Annotated in this window: 20 protein-coding genes and 1 tRNA gene; 8 read left to right on the forward strand and 13 right to left on the reverse strand. The window is 58.0% G+C overall.

Annotation, left to right across the window (positions count from 1 at the left end; genetic code table 11):
- Positions 1 to 4 precede the first annotated feature (4 nt).
- Positions 5 to 1,303, forward strand: coding sequence for a DDE-type integrase/transposase/recombinase (locus tag LOH53_RS10535; RefSeq protein ID WP_230067692.1), 1,299 nt, complete (start codon positions 5 to 7; stop codon positions 1,301 to 1,303).
- Positions 1,304 to 1,449: 146 nt separating this feature from the next.
- On the opposite strand, the gene fabF is transcribed toward LOH53_RS10535, so the two are convergent.
- From fabF to aceE, 7 genes are all read right to left on the reverse strand, one after another.
- On the reverse strand, positions 1,450 to 2,709 hold the full coding sequence (fabF, locus tag LOH53_RS10540; RefSeq protein ID WP_230067693.1) for a beta-ketoacyl-ACP synthase II: 1,260 nt from the start codon (positions 2,707 to 2,709) through the stop codon (positions 1,450 to 1,452).
- 133 nt (positions 2,710 to 2,842) lie between these two features.
- On the reverse strand, positions 2,843 to 3,088 hold the full coding sequence (locus tag LOH53_RS10545; RefSeq protein WP_230067694.1) for an acyl carrier protein: 246 nt from the start codon (positions 3,086 to 3,088) through the stop codon (positions 2,843 to 2,845).
- A 104-nt stretch (positions 3,089 to 3,192) separates the two neighbouring features.
- Positions 3,193 to 4,254, reverse strand: coding sequence for a beta-ketoacyl-ACP synthase III (locus LOH53_RS10550; RefSeq protein WP_230067695.1), 1,062 nt, complete (start codon positions 4,252 to 4,254; stop codon positions 3,193 to 3,195).
- Positions 4,251 to 5,192, reverse strand: coding sequence for an ACP S-malonyltransferase (locus tag LOH53_RS10555; RefSeq protein ID WP_230067696.1), 942 nt, complete (start codon positions 5,190 to 5,192; stop codon positions 4,251 to 4,253). Before LOH53_RS10555 ends, LOH53_RS10550 begins: the two co-directional genes overlap by 4 nt.
- 185 nt (positions 5,193 to 5,377) lie before the next feature.
- Positions 5,378 to 6,628 carry a PucR family transcriptional regulator gene (locus LOH53_RS10560; protein ID WP_376991363.1) on the reverse strand — a complete coding sequence of 417 codons (1,251 nt, stop codon included), beginning with the start codon at positions 6,626 to 6,628 and terminating at the stop codon, positions 5,378 to 5,380.
- Between the two features lie 68 nt (positions 6,629 to 6,696).
- A complete protein-coding gene (locus tag LOH53_RS10565; RefSeq protein ID WP_230067697.1) occupies positions 6,697 to 8,031 on the reverse strand; it encodes a DUF2254 domain-containing protein in 1,335 nt (444 codons plus the stop codon).
- Positions 8,032 to 8,196: 165 nt separating this feature from the next.
- Positions 8,197 to 10,938, reverse strand: coding sequence for a pyruvate dehydrogenase (acetyl-transferring), homodimeric type (gene aceE / locus LOH53_RS10570; protein ID WP_230067698.1), 2,742 nt, complete (start codon positions 10,936 to 10,938; stop codon positions 8,197 to 8,199).
- A gap of 321 nt (positions 10,939 to 11,259) precedes the next feature.
- Between aceE and LOH53_RS10575 the strand changes: the two genes are divergently transcribed.
- From LOH53_RS10575 to LOH53_RS10590, 4 genes are all read left to right on the forward strand, one after another.
- Positions 11,260 to 11,679 carry a DUF3052 domain-containing protein gene (locus tag LOH53_RS10575; protein WP_230067699.1) on the forward strand — a complete coding sequence of 140 codons (420 nt, stop codon included), beginning with the start codon at positions 11,260 to 11,262 and terminating at the stop codon, positions 11,677 to 11,679.
- Positions 11,679 to 12,170, forward strand: coding sequence for a peroxiredoxin (locus LOH53_RS10580; RefSeq protein WP_230067785.1), 492 nt, complete (start codon positions 11,679 to 11,681; stop codon positions 12,168 to 12,170). Before LOH53_RS10575 ends, LOH53_RS10580 begins: the two co-directional genes overlap by 1 nt.
- 277 nt (positions 12,171 to 12,447) lie before the next feature.
- A complete protein-coding gene (locus LOH53_RS10585) occupies positions 12,448 to 13,416 on the forward strand; it encodes an NAD-dependent protein deacetylase (RefSeq protein WP_230067700.1) in 969 nt (322 codons plus the stop codon).
- 78 nt (positions 13,417 to 13,494) lie between these two features.
- Positions 13,495 to 13,567, forward strand: a tRNA-Val gene (locus LOH53_RS10590).
- A gap of 153 nt (positions 13,568 to 13,720) precedes the next feature.
- Here the strand turns inward: LOH53_RS10590 and LOH53_RS10595 are convergent.
- The gene (locus LOH53_RS10595; RefSeq protein WP_230067701.1) at positions 13,721 to 14,350 is read right to left on the reverse strand and encodes a helicase associated domain-containing protein; all 630 of its coding nucleotides are present in this window, start codon (positions 14,348 to 14,350) and stop codon (positions 13,721 to 13,723) included.
- A 32-nt stretch (positions 14,351 to 14,382) separates the two neighbouring features.
- Entirely contained in the window at positions 14,383 to 14,655 is a 273-nt protein-coding gene (locus tag LOH53_RS10600) for a hypothetical protein (protein WP_230067702.1), read from the reverse strand.
- Positions 14,656 to 14,719: 64 nt separating this feature from the next.
- Here LOH53_RS10600 and LOH53_RS10605 point away from each other — a divergent pair, with 64 nt between their 5' ends.
- The 3 genes from LOH53_RS10605 (at position 14,720) to LOH53_RS10615 (ending at position 15,580) form a co-directional block, all read left to right on the forward strand.
- On the forward strand, positions 14,720 to 14,866 hold the full coding sequence (locus LOH53_RS10605; protein ID WP_230067703.1) for a hypothetical protein: 147 nt from the start codon (positions 14,720 to 14,722) through the stop codon (positions 14,864 to 14,866).
- 142 nt (positions 14,867 to 15,008) lie between these two features.
- Positions 15,009 to 15,281, forward strand: a complete 273-nt coding sequence (locus LOH53_RS10610) for a hypothetical protein (protein ID WP_230067704.1) — start codon at positions 15,009 to 15,011, stop codon at positions 15,279 to 15,281.
- Positions 15,278 to 15,580, forward strand: a complete 303-nt coding sequence (locus LOH53_RS10615; protein WP_230067705.1) for a hypothetical protein — start codon at positions 15,278 to 15,280, stop codon at positions 15,578 to 15,580. The genes LOH53_RS10610 and LOH53_RS10615 overlap by 4 nt, the downstream gene beginning before the upstream one ends.
- Positions 15,581 to 15,632: 52 nt before the next feature.
- Here the strand turns inward: LOH53_RS10615 and LOH53_RS10620 are convergent, their stop codons facing one another.
- Genes LOH53_RS10620 through LOH53_RS10635 form a run of 4 tightly spaced genes read right to left on the reverse strand, consistent with a single transcriptional unit; the run spans position 15,633 to position 17,800 of the window.
- A complete protein-coding gene (locus LOH53_RS10620; RefSeq protein WP_230067706.1) occupies positions 15,633 to 15,968 on the reverse strand; it encodes a hypothetical protein in 336 nt (111 codons plus the stop codon).
- Positions 15,969 to 15,979: 11 nt separating this feature from the next.
- Entirely contained in the window at positions 15,980 to 16,861 is an 882-nt protein-coding gene (locus LOH53_RS10625; protein WP_230067707.1) for a M23 family metallopeptidase, read from the reverse strand.
- Positions 16,862 to 16,892: 31 nt separating this feature from the next.
- Positions 16,893 to 17,543: a hypothetical protein gene (locus LOH53_RS10630; protein ID WP_230067708.1), complete on the reverse strand. Its 651-nt coding sequence runs from the start codon at positions 17,541 to 17,543 to the stop codon at positions 16,893 to 16,895.
- Positions 17,540 to 17,800 (reverse strand): hypothetical protein, encoded by a 261-nt coding sequence (locus tag LOH53_RS10635; RefSeq protein ID WP_230067709.1) that lies wholly within the window; start codon positions 17,798 to 17,800, stop codon positions 17,540 to 17,542. Before LOH53_RS10635 ends, LOH53_RS10630 begins: the two co-directional genes overlap by 4 nt.
- Positions 17,801 to 17,862: the final 62 nt, after the last annotated feature.

Here is a 17,862-nt window from a genome sequence, read left to right on the forward strand (position 1 = left end):
GGTTGTGCCTAAAACTCAGCCTTCCATCAAAGTCCGTCATGCTGTTGCCACTTGGTCCGAGGATGCTCCTCGTGGGGCTGTCAGCGCCTTTTGCAAACAACACAATGTTTCCCGTGCTTGGTTCTATCAAGTCCGGGCAGCAGCGAAGAAAGTCGGACCAGTCAAAGCCTTGGAGAAGAAGCCTCCGATCGCCTTGACTCAACCCAAGGCCACTCCGGATTCCATGACCGATCTACTGCTAGGCACACGGGCCGAGCTTGAAGATGCCGGCTTTGATCACGGCCCCTTGTCCGTGATGGCGAAACTGCGTCGGCAAGGCTTTACTACACCGTCTCGGGCGACAGTGGCGAGGATCTTCTCCCGGGCCGGGGTCGTGGTCCCAGAGCCAAGGAAAAAGCCCCGTAGCGCCTATATCCGCTTCACCTATCCCCAGCCAAACTCGTGTTGGCAGATTGATTCCACCGAATGGGTACTGGCGGACGGAACGAAAGTGGCGATCTTCCAGCTCGTGGACGATCATTCCCGCATGGCCTTGGCTTCCTTGGCAGCCTCCGGCGAGACCAGTGAGGCCGCCCTCCGGATCGTCGCAACCGCCATCGACCGGCATGGCCTCCCTCAACGGTTCCTCAGCGATAATGGTGCCTCTTTCAACCCAACTCGGCGCGGCAAGCGCGGGGCCTTAGTTGAATTCCTCAAGGCTCAAGGAGTTGAGCCAATCACCGGCAAGCCTTACAAACCGACGACCCAGGGCAAGAATGAGCGCTTCCACCAGACGCTGCACAAATACCTCCACCGCCAGCCAGCAGCCTCTTCTCTAGCCGTCCTGCAGGCCCAGATTGACGTTTTCGACCACTATTACAACACCGAGCGTGAGCACCAAGCACTTGTACCGGGTATGACACCGCAGGAGGCCTGGGACGCCACCCCTAGAGCCCCGGCACCCACGCCACCCGAGCCAGAGAAACCCATGAGAACCAGCCGATCCAGCACCCAGCGAAAAGTCCAAAAGAACGGCAACGTCACCGTCCTAGGCACGCAATTCCGAATGGGCACGGACTACATCAGTACCACCGTGAACATCATGCACGACGACGTTCAGATCATGTTCTTTGACACCTTCGGCACGGAAATCATCAGCCATCCCATACCACCAAAAGGCCAACGCTACGTCGGCAACGACCAACCCCGCGGCTTCAAGGCAGCACCCACCACGATCCTGCGTAGACGCAAAACCACATCCGACACCATCAGACCACCGCAATCACCAGCCTCCCCAAATATCGAACTGTCTACAGAGCGGTGAGACATCAACTGTCTACAACAAAGTGAGACATCAAGTGTCTACACAGGGGTGAGACATGACAGCGCAAAAAGAGAATGACAGCTGCACACAAGAGGCGCCCACCTGAAAAATGGTGGGCGCCTCTTGTGTGGAAAATGTCGGTTGGGTTAGACCATCTCTACTTTGGGACCAGTGCTACGGATGGCAACAACGGCATTGTGCCCGCCAAAACCGAAGGAATTGTTCAAGGCCAAAACTTGGCCCTCGGGAAGTTCCCGCGGGGTACCCGTCACGACGTCCAGCTCGATGCTCGGATCTTGGTGCTCCAAGTTGATCGTGACCGGCGCCAATCGGTGGTAGACGGCCAGAACAGTCAGAACAGACTCTACGGCCCCTGAGGCGCCCAGCAAGTGCCCCATCTGGGACTTCGTAGCAGAGACGCACACATTGTCCACGTGGTCACCTAGAGCTGCGCGTAGAGCAATGGACTCGGGGCGATCGCCCACAGGAGTGGAGGTGGCGTGAGCATTGACGTGGACTACGTCTTCGGCTTGGGCGCGGGCGTCAAACAATGCAGCCTTCAGAGCCCGGGTTGCGCCCAAGCCCTCTGGGTCCGGTGCGGTGATGTGATAGGCGTCTGCCGTGACGGAGGTCCCGGCGAGCTCACCATAGATGCGGGCACCGCGGGCCAAGGCATGTTCCTCGGCCTCCAGGACCAGCGCGCCAGCTCCTTCACCCATGACAAAGCCGTCACGGTCCAGATCGTAGGGACGTGATGCTGTTTCGGGGGAGTCATTGCGTTTTGACAGTGCTTGCATGGCAGCAAAGGCTGCCATGGGAAGAGGATGTATGGCAGCTTCAGCGCCACCGGCAACTACGACGTCGGCCTTGCCGGATCGGATCAGCTCCAGAGCGATGTGCATAGCCTCAGTGCCGGAAGCGCAGGCTGAAACGGGTGTATGTGCTCCTGCTCGAGCACCCAAGTCGAGGCTGACAGCAGCAGCGGGACCGTTAGGCATAAGCATAGGGACAGTCATCGGAAGGACCCGTCGCGGACCCTTTTCACGCAAGGTGTCCCAGGCATCCAGGAGCGTCCAGACGCCGCCAATGCCGGTCGCGAAAGCCACGGCCAGACGGTCGTGGTCCACTTCTTCAAGACCGGAATCCTTCCAGGCCTCGCGGGCTGCGACCACAGCGAACTGAGTTGAGGGATCCATCCTCTTGGCCTCTACGCGGCTGAGAGTCTCAGAAGCAAGATTGCTGACCTTGGCAGCGAAATGTACCGGAATGTCGTACTTTTCTACCCACTCATCGGTCAGGGTATGGACACCTGAGACGCCCTTAAGGGCGTTCTTCCACAGGGTTGGGACGTCGCCGCCGATCGGCGTAGTTGCTCCGAGTCCAGTGATCACTACTTTGCGGGCCATGGTTCAACTCTCTAAAAAGAATAAAGTACAGGACACTTTGGATCTACCGCAGATAGCTGGCACACGACGGTGCCAGCTATCTGCGGTGGCCCTGTGACGCACATGCGTTGCTGAGGGCTCGTGCAGCTTCTAACTACGCCTGTGCGCCGGCGATGAAGTTGACGGCGTCGCCAACGGTCTTGAGGTTTTTGACTTCCTCGTCAGGGATCTTGACGTCGAACTTCTCTTCAGCGTTGACCACGATGGTCATCATGGAGATGGAATCGATGTCCAGATCGTCGGTGAAGGACTTCTCCAGCTCTACAGCCTCAGGGGCCAGGCCGGTCTCTTCGTTGACGATTTCGGCCAAGCCGGCCAGGATTTCTTCGTTGCTAGCCATTGACGGCTCCTTTTTCTCTATGTTGTTCATTTGCGATCAAGGACTTGATCTTTTCAGGCGGTATTGAGCAAACCATCACATATGGTTTGCTGCGTTGTCTGAATCTAGGGGAGGCGCACTACTTGGGCACCAAATACCAGTCCGGCACCAAAGCCGATCTGAAGCGAGAGTTTACCGGAAAGCTCAGGATTCTCTGCCAGCAGACGGTGTGTTGCCAATGGAATGGAGGCTGCGGACGTGTTCCCGGCATCTGCGATATCGCGGGCGACCACCACATGGGAGGGGAGCTTGAGCTGCTTAGCGAGTTCATCGATGATGCGCATATTGGCTTGGTGTGGCACAAAAGCACCCAGGTCATCGGCGGTGATACCCGCGAGCTCAAGCGCTTTCTTGGCCATCTTCGCCATTTCCCATACAGCCCAGCGGAAGACAGTTTGGCCATCTTGGCGCAGAGTGGGCCACAGGGTCGCGTGAGCTTCATCAGCAGCGGCCAGGGCGACGTCGTCGCCCTTCATTGCCTGTTCGCTAAAGTCACGAACATCCCTTAGCGAATGGGTCATGCCAATGGTGTCCCACTTGCTGCCATCCGAGCCCCAGACGGACTGGCTGATGCCGGGTTCGTCGGATGGGCCGATCACCACAGCACCTGCGCCGTCGCCCAGGAGGAAGGAAATGGTGCGTTCGTGGTTGTCGATGACGTCAGAGAGCTTCTCAACGCCGATGACTAGGACGTATTCTGCAGTTCCGGCGCGGACCAGAGCGTCGGCTTGGGCAATCCCATAGCAATAACCGGCGCAGGCTGCGGAGATGTCGTAGGCCGGTGCCGGTGACGCACCCAGATTCTCGGCAACCAGAGCGGCTGCGGATGGTGTGGCGTACATGTGGGTGACCGTGGAGACCAGCACGGCTCCAATTTGGGAGGGCTCGATGCCTGCATGCCGGATGGCTTCGGCGCCGGCACCAGTTGCCATGTCCACCACTGACACCTCACGTGGCGCGCGGTGGCGGGTGATGATGCCTGTGCGCTGCTGGATCCACTCGTCAGAGGAATCTATCCACTGGCAGACATCCTCGTTCGTGACGATGATGTCAGGGCGGTAGGCGCCAATACCCCAGATACGGGAGCCGTTGCGGATCGTATGCTGCTTCAATGTGGGTGTACTCACTTGTTTTCCTCTTCCCGCTGGGCGTGGGCGGCCAGCAGTTCCTTGGCAGATTCCAAATCAGCTGGTGACTTCACGGCTACGGTCGCGACCCCGCTCATGCCGCGCTTGGCCAGCCCGGTCAATGTACCTGCCGGGGAGAGCTCAATGAGTGCGCTCACACCCATGCCGGTCATTGTCTCCATGCACAGATCCCAGCGGACAGGACGTGAAACCTGCGCAATGAGAGATTCAAGTGCCGCTTCCCCGGAACGGACGACGCCGCCGTCGTAGTTGGAGAGCAGGGGCACCTTGGGAGTGTGAGGAGTAAGCGACGGTGCCAGGGCCGTGAGCGCTGAGACGGCCGGTTTCATGTGATGGGTATGGAAAGCTCCGGCAACCTGCAGCGGAATAACGCGGGCTTTTGCCGGCGGAGCTGCGACAAGTGCGGCGATCTGTTCCAGGGTTCCAGCAGCTACCGTCTGAGCCTTGGAGTTCATGTTGGCCGGAGCCAAGCCCGCGGCGGCAATCGCTGCCAGGACTTCTTCCGGATCCCCACCGACGACGGCGGCCATACCCGTAGGCGTCGCTGCGGCGGCGTCCGCCATCCTGTTGGCACGTTCCCTGACGAAGGCCATGGCGTCAGAGCTGGAGAGCGTACCCGTCAGGGCGGCGGCGGTGATCTCACCCACCGAGTGGCCTGCCATGACAACGTTCAAAGACTCCAAGGGAACGTCCAGAAGGGCCTCAGCCGTAATCAAGCCCGCAGCCACGATCAGCGGTTGTGCCACTGCCGTGTCCTTGATGGTTTCGGCGCTGGAGGTAGTGCCGTGGGCGATCAAGTCGATGCCAGCTGCCTCGCTGAGCGCAGCGAGTTTCGCTTCGACGCCCGGGCGCTCTAACCAGGGCGCGAGGAAGCCGGGAGACTGTGAACCCTGTCCAGGGCAGACTATTGCAAGCACATTAACCAGCTTTCCAAACTTATAAGCTTTTGTAGGGTGTTTGCGCACACCAAGCTCAGGTGGATGATTTGTAGGAAGTCTACAATATGTGTGTGTTGCGCCAACACCGTCGGGTGTCAGGGGCAAGCACCTTCAGCTGTCAGGGACAGGCAGTATGAGCCCGTTGAGCAGCGTCTAAAACGCGGTTAGGTCGAGCGTGGGACTGGACGATCAGGCGCTGGCTTCACGGCAGCAGAGAGGCGTCCCACCACGAGTGCTGTCTGTAGGACGAAAGCTTCTCGGGGGACCAGCGGATCCCAACCGGTGACGTCGCAAACACGGCGTAATCGGTACCTGACGGTGTTGGAGTGGACAAAAAGGTCCCGGGCCGCAGCCTCAAGTGAGTGTCCGTGTTGGAGATAACTATTCAGTGTTTCTACCAGGCCGTTGGAGGCTCCCAGTAGGGGTTGATAGATGTTGGTCAACAGTGCGCGGCGGGCGGAATCGTCTCCGCCAATGACTCGTTCGGGCCACAGATCGTCGGCGGAGACGGGCCGGGGCGCGGCTGTCCACCCTCGGACAACGGCCATGCCGGCAAATGCTGCTTTGGCTGACGCTGTTGCGCCAGCCAGGTCCTGGGCTAGCGGCCCATAGACAACAGAGCCGGGGGCAAACAATTCACTCAGCCGATGATAGGCAGATTCGGGGTTGGCCACCTCGCCTAGCACTAGGATCAGTCGATCGCCCTGAATCCCAACCATTACATCTGCGGCGAAACGTGCGGCCGCCCGGCGCAACGTCGCCAAGAATGAGGCGTCAGTCTCGGAAGGGGCCGGGCCCACCATGATGGTGAACTTGCTATGTGTCTTCCAGCCTAAAGCTGACATGCGGGACTGGAGCGCATCGGTATTCTCTCCGCGCAATATGCCGTCCACTGCCAGGGCTTCCAACCGGGTGTCCCAAGCCCCGCGGTTTTCAGCTGCACGGGCATAAACATCAGCGGCCGCAAAGGCAACTTCCCGCGAGTAGCGCAGAACAGCCTCACGGAGGGCGACTTGTTCATGGGCATCCGCCAACTCCGGAACACGGTCCTCCACTACCTGGACCACAGTCCGGATCAGTTGTAGGGCACGTTGGAGGCTGATCGAACGGGTCAGTTCCGTCGGTGCTGTGCCGAATACATCGGAGAGGACCCAGCTAGGTGACGAAGGGTGCTCGTACCAGGAAACGAATGCTGAAATCCCGTTTTGTGCCACAAGGCCAAGAGAGGATCGCTCGTCAGCACTGAGGCGGCGATACCACGGGAGGGTTTTTTCAAGTTCTCGCAGCATCATGGTGGACAGCGGCCCAATGTTGGCGCGCAGCCGCTCCAAAGTAACCGACGTGGTGCCGGCCGCCATTGACGTTTGCGCGGCTGTGGGCTTGTGGGCCGCAGGAGTGGAATTCTTCGGTGCCATTTATCGAGGATATGTCTTTTGGTGTCCAGGGCGCGCATTTGTACGAAAACGACAAAAAAGCGGTTGCCTCATGGGCTGCGGTGCGGTTCATTCGTGCTGAGCCTGTGCACTAGCGCCAGAAGTTCTGTGCGTTCCTCCTGAAGGTGGTTGCCGGTTTCTACAGCCATGCCCATCTTTTGCGCTTGGGCTCGGATTTCCGCATGGTAAAGACCAGTGCGGTCGCACCACGATACTTCCTCCAGTACGGACAATAATCGCTTGGCAACCGCGGGGTCGCCCATCCCGTAAAGCCGTGGCTGGGCCAGCGCCAGATCCAAAAGATCCGCCATGCCCGGCATGGACAGGATCACTCGCACCACGCCTTGGTCATCACACAGACACTTGGTGCCCGGCGACAACTCCACTACGCGGCACAGCAAGCCAGATATGTGCCCCATCACGTGCACGGCCGTCGTCGGGTCGTTGACCCCGGGGGAGAGCGCCCGCGCAGCAACGTCCACTAACTGCCTGAAGCCGAAGGCGACGTCTTGAACATTAGTGCGTTCGCTACCAGTAAACACCGCATTGTTTATTCCATCGTTTAAGCGTTGCAACGATTCGGGTCCAATTATGTGGTTTGGATCCAAGGTCCAGATAGTCGCGAAGGGGACACCGTTCACCAGGGAGTCACCTGGCTGCGCATTTACCCTGAGCACGGCCTGTTCCGCTATGGCTACGCGCAAGAGCGCGCCGCGGTCCACTGACGTGAGAAATCCGGTAACGGCGGATTCCACTTGGAACGCGTCGTGGCGGGGGGTAGGGGCCTGCCGGGATGCGTCGTCGTCGGCGGGAAAATTGCGGTTCAGAGTTGCCAACGTCTCATCAGCGACGCGCTGCATCACAGTCTCCGCGCGGATCTCGCGAGTGAGGTGGGCTAAGAACAAGACCAGTCCTAGGATGCTGGCGATCGCCAACAAGAACGCCAACGTGACCGAAATTTCCGGTACGAAACCTGGATCACTTCCGGTCTCACTGCGGACGCTGCGCAGAACTGTTAGCGCAAACGCAAAGCCGGACATGAAAAGTGCCAACGTGATGTGGACGAAGCGGTCGGCAACGAAAGTGCGTAATACGCGCGGGGAGAACTGGCTGCTGGCCAGCTGGAGCGTCACGACGGTGAGTGAAAATGTTAGAGATGTCACCGTGATCAAGGACCCGGCAATGGCCTGCAGGACGGCTCTGGCCGCGTCGGGTCCACCACTGAACAGGAGCCCGGAGACTGACTCTGGTAAGTCTGTGTCTACCACGGTGTCCAGGGCTGGCAATGCGGTCCCTAACCCTAAGGCCAGAATCACGGCGGCGAGTGGAATCGGCCACAGCTGGGTCCGGACAGCATCTACTAACCCCGCCACACGAGCGTTCATGGAAGGCGCCACTTCGGGTGGGCGCTCTTTTTCGTTGACATGGCTTCCTCCTGGTGAAGGCTGTGATGATCTGTTGACTGTGAGTGATCTTACGGCTGTGGCCGGCGAAACCAGATGGTTTCGCCGGCCACAGCCGTTGACGATCTTGTTTGCGTTATTTGTGTTTTAGCTGTCGCCGCCTGCGTTGCCGGTGGTTCCTGCGTTGACGTTGAGTAGATCGTATTTATCGATTGCTGCGCGGGGTGTGTTGGTGTCGATTTCACCGTTTTTGGCGAGCATTTCCAAAGCGCGAACTACTACGGAGTGTGAATCGATTTTGAAGTAGCGTCGTGCGGCTGCTCGGGTGTCGGAGAAACCGAAGCCGTCTGCGCCTAGGGTTGCGAAGTCGTTGGGTAGGAATTGGCGTATCTGGTCCGGGACGGCTTTCATGAAGTCGGTGACGGCTACGACTGGTCCGTGTGCGTCCACCATTTTAGCGGTGATGTACGGGATACGGGCATCGTTTTCTGGGTGTAGGAACGCTTCTTCTTCGGCGGCAAGGCCGTCGCGGCGTAGCTCGGTCCAGGAAGTCACGGACCAAACATCGGCTGCCACACCCCACTCATCGGCCAGGATCTGTTGTGCTTCCAGAGCCCAGGGCACTGCAACACCCGAGGCCATAAGCTGGGTTCTGGGGCCACCGGTTTCGGCTTTCTTGAGTAGGTAGATACCCTTTTCGATGCCCTCGATGTCCATGGATTCGGGTGCTTTGGGTTGAATGATCGGCTCGTTGTACACGGTGATGTAGTACATGACGTTGCGATCGGTGGAGTTCTTGCCGTACATGCGCTCAAGACCGGCCCGAACGATGACCCCGATCTCGTACCCGTAGGCAGGGTCGTAGCTGATGACTGCTGCGTTCGTGGCAGCCAGGATCGGGGAATGTCCGTCGGCGTGCTGGAGGCCTTCACCGGTGAGGGTGGTCCGTCCCGCGGTGGCTCCGATGATGAAACCGCGCGTCATCTGATCCCCGGCAGCCCAGAAGGAATCTCCTGTGCGTTGGAAGCCGAACATGGAGTAGAAGACGTAGATCGGGATCAAAGGCTCGCCGTGGGTGGCGTACGCGGTACCGGCGGCCGTGAACGCTGCGACGGAACCGGCTTCATTGATGCCGGCGTGCACGATCTGCCCGGAGATGGATTCTTTGTAGGCCAGGACGAGGTCGCGGTCTACGGAGAGGTAGTTCTGCCCGTTCGGGTTGTAAATCTTCGCGGTCGGGAAGAAAGCGTCGATGCCGAAGGTGCGTGCCTCGTCGGGGATGATCGGGACAATGCGTTTGCCGAAGTCCTTATCTCGCATTAAGTCTTTGAGTAGACGCACGAATGCCATGGTCGTGGCGGCGTGTTGCTTGCCCGAGCCACGGTTAGCGACCTCGTAGGTTTTATCCCCGGGCAAGGTGATCTCGGTGTGTTTATTACGGCGCTCAGGGACGAACCCGCCTAGTTCCCGGCGTCGTTCCATGAGGTACTTGATTTCCGGTGAATCCATCCCTGGGTGGTAGTACGGGGGACGGTACGGGTCCGCTTCCAGGACTTCATCACTGATGGGCAGGCGCAGGTGGGTGCGGAAGTCCTTCAGGTCCTGCAACGTCAGCTTTTTCATCTGATGGGTGGAGTTACGTGCCTCAAAGTGTGTGCCGAGTCCGTAACCCTTCACGGTGTGAGCCAGGATGACTGTGGGCTTGCCCTTGAATTCCACAGCAGCCTTATAAGCGGCGTAAACCTTGTGGTAATCGTGGCCGCCACGCTTCAAGTTCCAGACTTGCTCGTCCGTGAGATGAGCGGCGAGTTCCTTCGTCTGCGGGGTTTGACCGAAGAAGTGCTCACGCACGAACCCACCAGATTCGGCCTTATACGTCTGGTAATCACCATCAACGGTGTCATTCATGACCTTCACCAAGGAATGGTCAGTATCCCGGGCCAGCAAGTCATCCCACTCCCGACCCCACAGGACCTTGATGACGTTCCAGCCGGCACCACGGAAGAACGCTTCGAGTTCCTGGACGATCTTGCCGTTGCCGCGGACCGGCCCGTCAAGGCGCTGGAGGTTGCAGTTGATAACGAAAGTGAGGTTATCGAGTTTATCGTTCGCGGCGAGCTGAAGCAGGCCCCGTGATTCGGGCTCGTCCATTTCACCATCGCCCAAAAATGCCCAGACGTGCTGATCAGAGGTGTCCTTGATGCCACGGTTATGCAGATACCGGTTGGACTGTGCCTGATAGATCGAATTCATCGGGCCAATACCCATGGAAACGGTCGGGAATTCCCAGAACTCCGGCATGAGGCGCGGGTGCGGGTAAGAGGAAAGCGCGTGGCCCTCTTTGGATTTCTCCTGACGGAATCCGTCCAAGTCTTCCTCGGAGAGGCGTCCTTCTAAGAACGCGCGGGCATACATGCCGGGAGAGGCATGGCCCTGGAAGAAGACCTGATCTCCGCCACCGGCGTGGTCCTTACCCCGGAAGAAGTGATTGAAGCCGACCTCGTACAAAGTAGCGGCACCGGCATAGGTGGAAATATGTCCACCGACCCCAATATCGGGGCGTTGGGCCCTGTGTACCAAGACAGCAGCGTTCCACCGTAACCAAGCACGGTACTTACGCTCGATCTCCTCATCGCCAGGGAAATCGGGTTCCTGATCGGCGGGAATCGTGTTCACGTAATCCGTGGTCGTGACCATGGGCACGCCAACACTCTGCGCGCCAGCTCGCTGAAGCAGACTACGCATAATGAACGCAGCACGCTCGGTACCACGTTCTGAAATCAACGCATCCAATGACTCAAGCCATTCAGCAGTCTCTTCCGGATCACGATCAGGCAACTGATTAGTCAGCCCGCTCAGGATATGGGAGTTAGTATCTCCTGCAGCCACGTCCAACCTCTCTTAAAAGCAGTGTGAGGCGCCCAGAGCTGTAGCCGTGGGCGTTTACAAACACTCTAGACCGCCGTTACCCGTTGTAGGTAGCTGGGTCCCCCGGATGAAGCAGGGCCGTGACGGAGTAGCTGTTGCGTCTTAATAAGAGATGCCTGGGGAATGGACGCAGCGGGACGTAATACAAATCACCTCGTGGGTTGATCGTGGAGGGCGCGGTGTTGCTTGTGTCGCTATGTAGAGGCAATATGGGCACAGCCCCTAGACTGGGACTGGTAAATCGTAAACCAACGCAAAAGCATTGAACGCAGGAGGAATCACGTGAGCGAGGCCGACGCCGGCACTGTAGCCAAGGTGGCAGGCATTTTGGGGTTCAAGGACGAGGATCTTGTCCAGGAACTCGGATACGACGACGACGTTGACTTTTTGCTTCGTGAGAGCATCGAGGACCTTATTGGTTCGCAGATGTTTGACGAGGCCGACCATGACGTGGTTGACGCCGTCATACTTTGGTGGCGCAAGGAAGACGGAGACTTGGTGGATGCTTTGGTTGATTCACTGACTTCTCTGGATGAGGGAGGCGCCGTCTGGATCTTGACGCCTAAATCGGGTCGTGACGGACACGTTTCTCCAGCGGAACTTCAAGAGGCTGCTCCTACTGCGGGCCTTCACGTCACCACCACCTCGGGAGTGTCGGCCGATTGGGCAGCAACTCGCTTGGTTCCGCGCAAGCGCCAGTAGTGCTTTTTCCGGCCACGGACGACGCTGGCCCTGCACAGGGAGTGAAACTTGGCGAGGTGGCCCCGGACTTTTCACTGGCCAACCAGTTTGGCGAGCCCATCTCGTTGTCCGGATTACGAGGATCTCCGGTAGTGCTTGTCTTCTACCCCTTTGCGTTTTCGGGGATATGCACGGGCGAGTTGTGCCAGTTGAGCGAGAATTTGGCTGACTTTCAGGCGCGCGGGGTGCGGCTGCTGGCCATCTCCGTGGATAGCAAATATACGCTGCGTTCTTATGCCCGCGCCGAGGGCTTCACGTTTGACCTGTTGGCCGATTTCTGGCCGCATGGGGAAGTGGCGTCCCGTTACGGAGTCTTTGACGCGCAGCTTGGCATGGCCGGCAGGAGCACTTTTGCTCTTGACCGTGCAGGTGTGGTGCGGGATTCATTTAGTACGCCCACGGGCCAAGCCCGTTCTTTGGAGCGGTACCGACAGTCTCTGGCCGCCTTATAGCCCAAGACTCGTAGGGCAAGGCGTGTAGCGCAAGAACGGCGCCAGACTCTTAGCGTAAGTTTGGCAGGACGTAGGTCATTGCACTCATCGAATGAATTCTGCTGTGTAGAGGTGAGCTGTCTTTGAACATGCACTGTCTTTGAACACGAGCTGTCTTTGGGCGTGCGGTGCGGACGCCCGCCGTCGTCGGGCCTGCGCTGCGGTGTGGACGCTAGGCTGGTGTTCTCAACGATCAGCAGGGTCCAGAAGACTGTGGGGCCCCGCGGAAAAGAGTGCCATGAGTGTTTCGATGGATGACGCAGCGAGGGGACACGTCGGCAATGACCCGATCCGCCCCGGGATTGGTCTGAGCGCACTGGTGCAAAACCCTTCGAATCTGGCGCACCCACTGAGTCAGCGCGACAGGGAGGTCCTAAGAAGCGTGCTGCCTACTTTGGGTGGAGCGCCGTTCGTCCTGCTAACGGGAGCTGGATTGAGCACGGACTCTGGTATTCCTGATTACCGTGGTCCTAACGCGGCCGTGCGCCATCCGCTTACCTACCAAGAATTTGTGGGCGATGAATCCCTGCGGAAGCGTTACTGGGCCCGGAACCATATCGGTTGGTCAACCATGCGCCATGCTGAACCGAACATAGGTCATTTTGCGGTGGCTGCGATGGAACATGCCGGGCTTTTGACCGGGGTGATCACCCAGAATGTGGATCGTCTTCACGAGGGTGCAGGTGCCAAGAACGTCGTTGACCTGCATGGGCGCTTTGACAAGGTGGCCTGTCTGCAGTGCGGGGAGGTGTACTCACGAGCCTTCATTGCTGTGATCTTGGCAGAGATTAATCCTGGATTTTTTGAAGCCGTGGCAGGAGTAGGAGGAGTCCCGATGGGGCCTGATGCGGACGCGGATTTAGAGCATGAAGATCTTATTGGCTCTTTCAAGGTGGCGTGCTGTCCGCAGTGTGGCGGAATGCTGAAACCAGACTTTGTCTTTTTCGGCGAAAACGTTCCCAAGGATCGGGTCGATCGAGCCTTTGACATGCTTGATTCCGCGGGAGCGCTTTTGGTGGCTGGATCGTCTCTCACCGTGATGAGCGGCCTTCGGTTTGTCCGGAAGGCAGCCAAACTTGGCAAGCCTGTTGTTATTGTCAATCGAGGTAGCACCCGCGGAGATGAATTTGCGTGGGTAAAGGTCGAGGCAGGAGTTAGCGAATCGCTGACGTTTCTCTTCGAGTCGCTAGCAGCACGATTGGCGTAATTGGCGACATATCCGGTACAGTAGTTTTTCGTTGGTTAGCCCAAGAAGCCTAAAAGCTCGTGGTCTAAACAAATGAATGGGCCTTTAGCTCAGCTGGTAGAGCGCCACGTTTACACCGTGGATGTCATCGGTTCGATCCCGGTAGGGCCCACGAAAGAAAACCCCGCCATTCCGCGGCTCACAAGCTGCGGAATGGCGGGGTTTTATGTTTTTTGTGGCGGCTTGATGATCGCGTAGCTTTGCCGTGTTTGACATGGTTTTGCCGTATCAGTACGAAATGAAACTCCCTGAAAACTCCCTGGGGTCACATCCTGCTGTGCCATCCATGAGGGAATGCTGCGTCTAGCGCTTGGAGTCGCCATTGCGCGAGTTTCCTCTCGCCGCGGCCTTGAGTTTGTGCATGGAGCCAGACACCTAGGATGCGCTCGTGTTCGCTGTCGTGATGTGCCCAGCGGGGCATGCGGTCATGCGCGCCTGTGAACTCACTTAGTTGGTCCAGACGTAGCCGCCAGTGGTCGTCCTTAGCTTTCTGGTGGGGGAGCTCAGTCCAGTCCCCGAGTACTGCAAGCGCTGCAGCCTTCTCGGTGGACAGCGTTCCCCTCTTTAGTTCTCGGCGTTGCTCAGAGATCCATCCGTAAAGTGATTTAGCTGTACCGGTGCTGCTGGGCTCCGGGAGGCATGCGTAGTCGGAGAGGTAGATACGGGCTTCCGCGAATCTGTCGTGCCAGGTGCTGCTGGCCCAGTGTCCTGGACGGGCCGACAGTGCTGCCTGGTGTTTGGCCCGGGTTCCCGGCTCGTAAGTCTCTCGTGTGCGCAGGTGTTCACGAACGGTGCTGTGGTGAGAATGGCAGGCCTCGGCTATCTCCGACGACGTCAGGCCCGCAGCGTACATGAGGTCCCACTCCGGATGCCTCGACACGTCCCAACTCGCCATGGCTGTAACGATAGGTGATGCGGTGTGTTTTGTCAGCGACCGTGCCAGTCATCCCGGGTGACGCGTTGGATCATGTCTGCGGGGAACCACTCGAAGTGTTTTCCATTGGAGTCGTCCAGCCAAAAGATGAGCCCATAGGTTCGTGTGTAGGCGACGGCGCGGCCATAGGTTCTGCTGGCCTTCACGTAGGGCTGATCCCATGCTGGGAAGCGGACGGTGTCCCCGTCGGATGGTTTCGGGTGCCGGCTCTCAGCGTCGACGATAGCAATCATTACCGCGTAATTATCAGGATCGAATTTATTCACTAGAACAGTATGCGGCCACCGTCCGACATGGAACATATGTCTTAGCTTGGCCTATCCTAGATCCATGATCATCACAGGAACACTCGAGAACATCGAGACCGGCGCCATCGAGACCACAACCCTCGATTGCGAAGACTACGCTGCGGGGTTCGCTGCCATGCGCCGGACACTGCCCGAAGGTGTTCGATTGATTAGCGTGCTTGTCGGCTGACACTATGCGCAACAATAGCGGCCCACCCGGTGTGTGAATGGTGGAGCGCTGGATCATACGCCTTGTTATGCGGCATTGTCTAGTTCATCACGAATAGGCATCGTGAGTAGATATGACAATTACCTTGTGTAATACTCGTGGAGTGGCACCCAACACTTTTCGCGACATGATCCCTGTCGGCATCACTCTTGATGCCCGCATAATTGTAGTGCTCGAAACTCTTGAGCGTAATGGTTGGTATCCGAGGACATTGGTTAATAACGATGGAATCAAGTATTGGCCAGACAATGAACGCCCAAGGCAGATCGTAGTTACCTATACGTCAGCCCTGATTGGTCCCCGACTTGCGTTCTTTGCCAAACATACGGGGATACAAGAGCTTCTTGGAATCACAGAGGAGAAAGTGAACAAATGAGCATTCACGGAGTAGAACTTACCGCCCAGCGTGTCGGTGGATCACCGATCACCGAGGCTGAAGTCGACCGGATCTTTGCTAGCCTGTCCAGCAACATTGCAATTCATACTGTAGACATCGCTAGCGACCTAAATGTGGGGACCCTGTCCTTCATGCTGAGCGTCGAATGCCCCAACGGACTGGATGCAGAATCTCTAGTTCCCGGCATCGTAGATGACGCACTTGAACGTGCACTCGAAGGACAAAGTGGGGCTGAGATTCAGCAACATGCACTGACCTTCACCCCGGCATTCTGCTAGAAAGCCTCAAGCGCCCCACCTCATAACGAGGTGGGGCGCTTTTTTTTATTTGTTAGGCGTCGTGCCAGTCTGTGAGCCCAGCCTCCGCCGGCGGCGCTGGTTTGGTTTTGTCTTCGGGTGAGAGCCAGGGTGCGTATTTGCGTAGCCAGTCGTTGACGCCGGGGATGGCCATGATGCGGGTGACGAGTGCGATGGCCACAGTGACGACGACTAGTGCCCCGTTTAGCCAGATGAATACCCAGCCGGGGATTGTCGCATCGTAGGGGCGTAGCGTCTCGATGATGACGGCGAGAACGGCGTTGAGCAGCGGGAACAGTGCAACCGCTGCCGCGAACGCTGTACGCACTGAGGCGCTGCGTGGGTTGCGTTCCTGCGTGGACAAGGCCATGTGCCGGGCCATCACTTGGTGCCGCCAGCTAGGGTCACGGTTGCGTCAACTTTGACTCCTGCTGCGAGTGCTTCTTCGGCTCCGGCGCGTGATGCTTGCTTCACTGCTGAAAGGTCAACAGTGCTTCCGGTGGACTTGGCTATTTCTGGAAGCATTTTTACTGCGAAGCTTTCTTGGAACCCAACGCTTAGCTGGATCTGATCGAGCTGCGGTTTCATGGTTCCTTGAATGTTTCGCAAAGTGGTGTCGCCAAAAAGGAGTTTACGTTGGGCTTCAACGACTACCGGGTCTTGCAGGACTTCGTAGAATTTGTTGCCGATCCATTCTTTGTCAGCATCAGATAGTGCCATGTCATCCTCCTGGATGGGTGTTGTTGTGCCAATGTTTTCCGGGTTTATGTTTGTTTCTGCTACTGGACCAGCCCAGTAACCGGAGCAGTAGATAGCCGGGTCCACGCGCCCATAGGTGCCGTTGTTCACGGACCAGCCGTCTGGCAGGATCTCGAAATGCAGGTGCGGGCCGAAGGTCCCACCATCTTCTGAGCGGGTGTTGCCGGAGTGGGCTATCACGTCGCCTTGACGTACGCTGTCGCCGATGTTGAGTCCGGTGTCGTTGAGGTGGGCGTATACGGAGATGATGGGCCCGTGGTCGATGACAACGACGATGCCGCCGAAGGTTGGCATGATCAGCCAGGGGTTGTCGTAGTATTCGCCGCGGAACCAGCCCGCATGCTTAACGATGCCGTCAGCGATTGCTCGGATTGGTGTTCCAATGGGTGTGCCGAAGTCGGTTCCGGTATGCCCTCCGGGTGGGTTGTAGGGGCTGGCTGGGTCGGCCCCGAATAGTTGGTTTATGCCGGTCCATGCTGGGATCGGCCAAATGTATTGCGGCATGAGCCCTCCTTGGGCAAAAGAAAAGCCCCTGTTACGGGGCTACTGTGCGGGTGCAGACGAAGGTTGATGATCCGGGCGGATTTGGTGTGCAGCTGTACATGATCCCGGTTGGTCCGGCGAATGAGAAGCTGGTTGGCGAGGTGCCGTCAACTCCGTTCACTCCGGGCGTTCCCGGAGCACCGTCAATGCCGGGCGCGCCATCTTTTCCTGCGCCCCCTGCTGGCCCCGGTGGCCCAACTATCGATGCGCCGTCTTTACCTGCTACGCCTTGCGGGCCTGGAGTAGTGGAATCTGCACCGTTTGCGCCGCTTGCCCCGTCCTTGCCTGCCTTGCCAGCCGGGCCCGGAACTGTAGAGTCTTTCCCGTCAACACCCGGCAGCCCGCGTGGCCCAATCGGTCCGGATGGGCCTTCGATCGTGATGGGCTGCTGGGCAACCTGCTCAGCTTTCTCGCACGTAGCGATGCCCTGTGCATCCATTTCGACTTTTCCGGATTCACAAAGCGCGAAGACCTGTGTCGCGTTATCCTTCTTCTGCTGGGCTTGGGATGCCCCGTACGATTGGGCGTCGTCGCGTTGGATGGAAGTTTGCCAGTAATTGAAGAAGAAGCCTCCAAAGAAAAGCAGTATCCCCACAAGGACTACTAGAACGCTTAGATTTCTACTCCTTTCAGCCTTACTCATTCTGGGTCCAATCTTCCGGGGAATTGGCAGTCGAGAAGTGCCCTAGTGAGGTCTGTGTTCCTAGACATGAGCTTTTCGATCTCGGCTTCACGGTCTTTAATTTTGAGCTCAAGTGAGGCGATGACGCCCCGTTTTTCCTCCCGTAAGTCTTTGGAAGTTTTGAGGTACCAGCCGAGACCAGCAATGATGCCAATGAGGGTGAGCCCGGCAAATCCGAGTTGCGCGAGTATGCCAGTGAAGGCGCTAGCAGATTCCACATTTAGCCCTCCCTAGGAAACCCGTTGAAAGCGTCTGGCCTCGGGGGCTGTCCCTGAGCGCA

The sequence above is a fragment of the Arthrobacter cryoconiti genome, assembly GCF_020905375.1.
GTDB lineage: Bacteria > Actinomycetota > Actinomycetes > Actinomycetales > Micrococcaceae > Specibacter > Specibacter cryoconiti.